The following is a 4,391-nucleotide window of genomic DNA, read 5'->3' as shown; positions in this document are numbered from 1 at the left end:
AAGGGAGGATAAGGAGTTGATAGACTAACTTCACCAGGACCCTCTTGGGATCTCAAAAGGCAACACCTTTTGAGCTGCCAACCGGCGAGGGAGCCCCTCAAGGATTGAGGGGTTGGGGAGTTCGATAAGGGGGTCTGGGGAAGAGTTCCCCAGTGGGTTTGGGCAAAGCCCAAGGTCTGGGTCTTAGCGTCGCAGACCACAAGAAACTTTGCGTGCAAAGTGTAGTGTGTTACACTTCTCTTAAAAGTCCTTGCCCTGAGAGAGAGGTTTTTTCCCTTGAGTTACGCTATTATTCGGATGCAGAAAATGAAATCCCCCGCCATAAAAGGCATTCAATTTCACAACCAAAGAGAGAGGGAAAGTGAAACGAATCCCGACATTGAAGAAGCAAAATCCCACCTCAACTATGACCTTCACAATGAAGCCCCAATCGATTACCTTGAGACAATCAATAAGAAAATTGAAGATGGAGTCGATACTGGCGGTAAGAAGATCAGGAAGGACGCTGTACGTCTTTGCGAATTCTTGATCACTTCAGACAAATCTTATTTTGATGGATTGACGGAAGAACGAGAGAAGGAGTTCTTCGAGAAGGCATATGAATTTATTGAAGATCGTTATGGGAAAGAGAATATTGTCTATGCAACGGTTCATAAAGACGAAAAAACGCCCCATCTTCACGTAGGATTTGTGCCGATCACGGAGGATCAGCGATTGTCGGCCAAAGAATTCTTTGGTCAGAAAAAGCAATTAGTTCAGCTGCAGGATGATTTTCATAAGCATTTAAAGGATTCCGGTTTTGAATTGGATCGTGGAACTTCAAGTGACAAGAAACATATTACGCAAGCAAGGTTCAAGGCCGAAACGTTAGAGAAGCAAGCGAAAGAGTATGAGAAGAAGATCCAGGAGATTGAGAAGCTCCAGGCTCAAATCAAGAAAGTCGAGAGCATTGAAGTAAAGAATCCATTGTTCCAACGAGATTATGTTCAAATTTCTAAAACGGATTTTGAGAATATGCAGAATCAACTTAAAAAAGGAATTGCGACCAGAGATGATCGGGACGAACTGGTTGAGACGATCGAAAGGGCGAAAAAAGAAATCAGTGGGTTGAAATCGGATAATCTTTCCCTAAAAAAGAAACTGGCTCGAAGTGAAGAATACAAAGGATTTTTAACAAAATCACTCAGTAGTCAGGAACAGAAAAACAAGCAATTGGAAGAAGAGAACGGCAAGTTGAAAGGGCAGCTCAAAAAAATAGCTGAGTTTGCGACAGCGTCTGTGAAGGCGATGTTGAAGGAAGCTCGTGAGATAGATTCTTCCAGGGGCATTGAAAAAAGGCTCCTTCAGGCTTACACGAGCTTCAAGAATACTTTCTCAGGAAAAGATAAGGGGAAAGCACCGGAAGAGCTTCAGAAGGACTCAGAAACGAAACTAAAGCGTTCTAAGGACAAGCCTGATTTTGAAATTGGAGAGTAAGCTGATATAATTAAAATAATAAAAAACCACCCTTTTGCCGTCCAAAGCTCAAGGGTGGTTTTTTTATTTTTCTACAGTGGTTGCTGCTTCATCTTTATATTCAAAATCGGCTTTTTGTTCAATTCCATTCTCTCCAAAAACAATTTCAAAACGAATTTGTTTTATATCATTCCAATCTCCTTTTCCAAAGAGAAAAGCATTTGCTCTAAAAGTCCCTCTACCGATCCGATCTAATATCCCTTTTTTAACTAACTTATTGATATTGTTATCAAGACTTTGAACTGTTTTAAATCCTAGAGATTCTGCTATCTCTTTTTTGATATAAGAATTTAAAACGATTGTGTTTTCATAACTCATATACTTTAAAAGTTCCATGATTGTATCTGTCGTTCCTTTAGGCAACCCGTTTAACAGTATTAAGTTGTCTATGTACAATTTTACGTAATTTGGTTCTTTGTCTTGATATACTTGTTGAACAAATCTCTCCTGAAGAATTTCTCCACTAGAAGAATCCAGTACTTTTTCAATAGTTTCTTTTGACACTCTTTTTTTCTGGTTAGCCTGGATTATTTCTTTTTGCCATTCAGATATGTTTTGTCTTTTCATTTCAGCCACAACCAAAACCTCTCCTCCAATCAATTTTAGATTAACTATTTCTAATCTATCACAGATTAGAAACTAAGCAATAATTTTTTGGTGAAATATTAGAAATTCTAATCTGTATTAGATTAATATTAACGTAAGAATTGATTAGGATTAACGTAAGAATTGATTAGAATTAACGTAAGAACTGATTAGAATTAACGTAAGAACTGATTAGGATTTTTTTGAACAAATCCAGTCATACCAAGGGTTGAACCCTATTGTTCCCTTCTCTTCTTTTATTTTATAGACTTTGATTTTGACCTTGTTTTTGACCTTGCAATTTGTTTTTTTTTTATCCAAAAAGGCTTTTCTCCGCACAAGGTTCGGGTAGTATTTTTCGGAAAGACCACCGAAAAATCTCCACCCTTTTCTCCTTGCACTCCGAAATTCGGCAGGTGAAGGCATGTCGCCAAGCCGACCATACCTAAAACGAGGAATTACGTAAGTCGGCTTGCTCTAGCGATTGTACCTGCCGAACCGCCGTTCATTCGTTCCAGGAACAGCTTTTATTCTTTGTGATCACACGCTTCAAGGGGCTACCCCCTCTTGGCTCTCGCCAATTCACCCCAGCCTTACCTCTCACCCTAAAACAAGGGGAAAACCCTCTAAAAATCACCGTATCCGGAAAACCAGGAAACGGTCATATATATATGTGTGCGACAGTGACTTGGTTAGATTCGTATTATAGGTTGAGGGGGGATTGTGCGGATTTGTTTTTTTTTACATATTATCGAGTAGACTTCCTTCATGAGATAAAAGGGTATTTTGCTGAAACAAATGCTATGTATCTTTGCCATCAATAAAATATTTCAAATTGTGTTCAATATTTTTATTTCATTTTGAAATATTCTACGCAATATTTACTTATTGCTGCGCCTATATCCTTGTCACGAAAATAAATTTTTATTGTTTTTAAAATTAAGGGAGAAAAAAAGCTATTGTATTGGTATTACTGTTTAATGAGTGGTGTCTAAAAACTGGTGGACTACATGGCGTAGGGGCTTGAGTGTGACAAATGGAAATTTCATTTGTATCTATTAGTAGGTTGCGCGAGTTCATAAGCTCATGTGTATCATTACTTAGAGGTTCATAACAAGTAAACAACTAGCAAATGTAAAAAGATTTTGCAGTTAAAGGAGCTAAATTCTTCGGACTAGATGGAATCAATCTTTCCGATGACAAAGGGTGCTTGAGTTGTTAATGCTCTTTTGCGCGACTTAATGAGTTCGAAACTATTATAAGTTAGAGAAAAAATACTGTTTATAGGCTTCCGAAGAGGGTGATCTTTCACCACAAGTCACTTGAAAGGATTCACATTTACAGAATACAATCTTTATATAGATTTTTTAATAGAGTCTATTCAAGCAACATTGGCTGCATATAATTACTTGTGAAACATTGTGAAACATCTTTAAAAATGGATTTATTCCAGTCACATCAAGACTTGAAAGCCATTTTTCAAGAAATAACGCTTCTAGCACTAAAGCGTTATATAATAATTTGAGAGTTACTATAATATAAAAAAGCAATGCCTGTATTGCGAGTACAAGCACTGCTTTGAAAGGTAGGTGAATAATAGCATGGATGCCAGCACTGTCATTGCAACATGTAGTATCTTGTCCCTCGTACTCATGATTGCAAATAGCCTGTTAACCGTTGCCCTTGTTCTTAAGAAGTAATATCCACCTATAGCCAGTAGACGTTTGCGAGACGTTTACTGGTTATTATTTATTTTACGACTAGATAGCCTAATAATGCCTGGGTCTATCTTTGTTTTCATTGTACACAGTAGAAATTTGCTTAGCAATATTTCAATTATTGGAATGAATGGGCTAAATCATACGGAGAATTAGAAAAAGTAGATAAGTGATGTAGTAGTATACGAAATTATCTATGAAGAGGTTATCCTGATTATTCTTCATACTGGAGGAAAATTTGGTGAGAGAGATTAAAGTAAAGAACGGATCGTACCAACATACAAAAAAAGCTTATAAAAAATCTTTATCTATTAATCGAATAAGGCTTTAAAAAGCCCATATCCCCCATTTAAAGGGGTCTTTTTTATTTTGCCTTATTTCACTAAGGTGAAGTGACGAAAACGCTCAGAGGGCGATTTAAGGCGTCTGTCAACGGTACCGGACCGAAGGGAGGATAAGGAGTTGATAGACTAACTTCACCAGGACCCTCTTGGGATCTCAAAAGGCAACACCTTTTGAGCTGCCAACCGGCGAGGGAGCCCCTCAAGGATTGAGGGGTTGGGGAGTTCGATA

Annotated in this window: 2 protein-coding genes; one reads left to right on the top strand and one right to left on the bottom strand. The window is 37.9% G+C overall.

What is annotated here, in order from left to right:
• Positions 1-276 precede the first annotated feature (276 nt).
• A complete protein-coding gene (gene mobV / locus BAA9072_RS23820; RefSeq protein ID WP_230980992.1) occupies positions 277-1,476 on the top strand; it encodes a MobV family relaxase in 1,200 nt (399 codons plus the stop codon).
• A 63-nt stretch (positions 1,477-1,539) separates the two neighbouring features.
• On the opposite strand, the gene BAA9072_RS23815 is transcribed toward mobV, so the two are convergent.
• Complete coding sequence (locus BAA9072_RS23815) at positions 1,540-2,091, bottom strand: hypothetical protein (protein WP_230980993.1); 552 nt, start codon at positions 2,089-2,091, stop codon at positions 1,540-1,542.
• Between the last annotated feature and the right edge of the window lie 2,300 nt (positions 2,092-4,391).

It is taken from the genome of Rossellomorea arthrocnemi (assembly GCF_904424705.1).
GTDB lineage: Bacteria > Bacillota > Bacilli > Bacillales > Bacillaceae_B > Rossellomorea > Rossellomorea arthrocnemi.
Note: the sequence above shows the minus strand (reverse complement) of the source record. Positions and strands in the feature narration are given on the sequence as shown.